The 1,363-nt window shown below is 68.9% G+C and carries 1 protein-coding gene; it reads right to left on the bottom strand.

Annotation, left to right across the window (positions count from 1 at the left end):
- Window positions 1–41: 41 nt before the first annotated feature.
- Entirely contained in the window at window positions 42–1,262 is a 1,221-nt protein-coding gene (locus C4U03_RS39680) for an IS256 family transposase (protein WP_103945036.1), read from the bottom strand.
- Window positions 1,263–1,363 lie beyond the last annotated feature (101 nt).

The following is a 1,363-nucleotide window of genomic DNA, read 5'->3' as shown; positions in this document are numbered from 1 at the left end:
GGGACTGTCTGAAAGTCTGTGGGTGAGGCGGTGATCAGCTTTCAGTTCACGGTGATGCGGTCACCGTAGTGCAGCGACAGGGCGTTCAGCGCGGCCTTCCAGCCGGGCGTCCTGCCGGTCACGTTCGGCCGGTTCTTCAGCGGCTGGCGGATGACCAGGTAGAGGACCTTGAGCGCGGCCTGCTCGGTGGGGAAGTGCCCGCGTCGGCGGGTGGCCTGGCGGAACCGGGCGTTCAGGCTCTCGATCGCGTTGGTGGTGTAGACGATCTTGCGGATCTCGGCCGGGAACGCCAGGAACGGAATGAAGGAGGGCCAGGCGTCCCGCCATAGCCGGATGATCGCCGGATAGCGGTCGCCCCACTCGGCTTCGAACTCGGTGAACCGCTGTTCGGCGGCGGCCTCGGTCGGGGCGGTGTAGATCTGCCGCAGGTCGCGGGTCAGCCGGCCCCAGTGCGCCTTGGAGGCATAGCGCAGCGACGAGCGGACCAGGTGCACCACGCACTGCTGGACGGTGGCCTGCGGCCAGATCTCCTCGATCGCCTCCGGCAGGCCACGCAGACCGTCGCAGCAGGCGATGCACACATCGGCGACGCCGCGGTTCTTGAGTTCGGCCAGCACGGTCATCCAGTGCTTGGCGCCCTCGCCACCGGTGCCCACCCACAGGCCCAGCACGTCCCGCTCGCCGTGGCAGTTGATACCCAGCGCCACGTAGACCGGGCGGTTGGCCACCTGACCTTCGCGGATCTTCACATACAGCGCGTCGATCAGCACCACCGGATACACCGCGTCCAGCGGCCGGGCTCGCCAGGCCTCCATCTCTTCCACGACCTTGTCGGTGACCCGCGAGATCAGGTCGCGCGACACCTCGACCTGGTAGATCTCCGCCAGATGCGCGCGGATCTCCCCGGTGGTCAGTCCCTTGGCATACAGCGAGACGATCGCCTCGTCGAACCCGGCGATCCGGCGGGCGTGCTTGGGCACGATCCGCGGGGTGAACTCACCCGCCCGGTCCCGCGGCACCTGGATCTGCACCGGCCCGACCTCGGTCGACACCGTCTTGGCCGAGCTGCCGTTGCGGTGATTGCCGGTCGGCGCGGCCGGGTGTTCACCGCGCTCATAGCCCAGATGCTCGGTCATCTCGGCCTCCAGCGCGGCCTGCAGCACGGTCTTGGTGATCCCGGCCAAGAGCCCGTCCGGGCCGACCAGCGACACCCCCTCGGCCTTGGCCTTGGCGACCAGCTCGGCGGCGAGCTGGACATCCAGCCCGCCCTGCGGCTCGTCCTCGTCGTGGTTGGTCACGTGTGATCCTTCCCGGCCGGGGCATCGGCCCCAGCCTTCCGGATCACCACCCCACCCACACGATC

The organism is Thermomonospora echinospora (genome assembly GCF_900108175.1).
In the GTDB taxonomy this organism is placed as follows: Bacteria; Actinomycetota; Actinomycetes; order Streptosporangiales; family Streptosporangiaceae; genus Thermomonospora; species Thermomonospora echinospora.
This window is presented reverse-complemented; position numbering and strand designations above follow the sequence as displayed.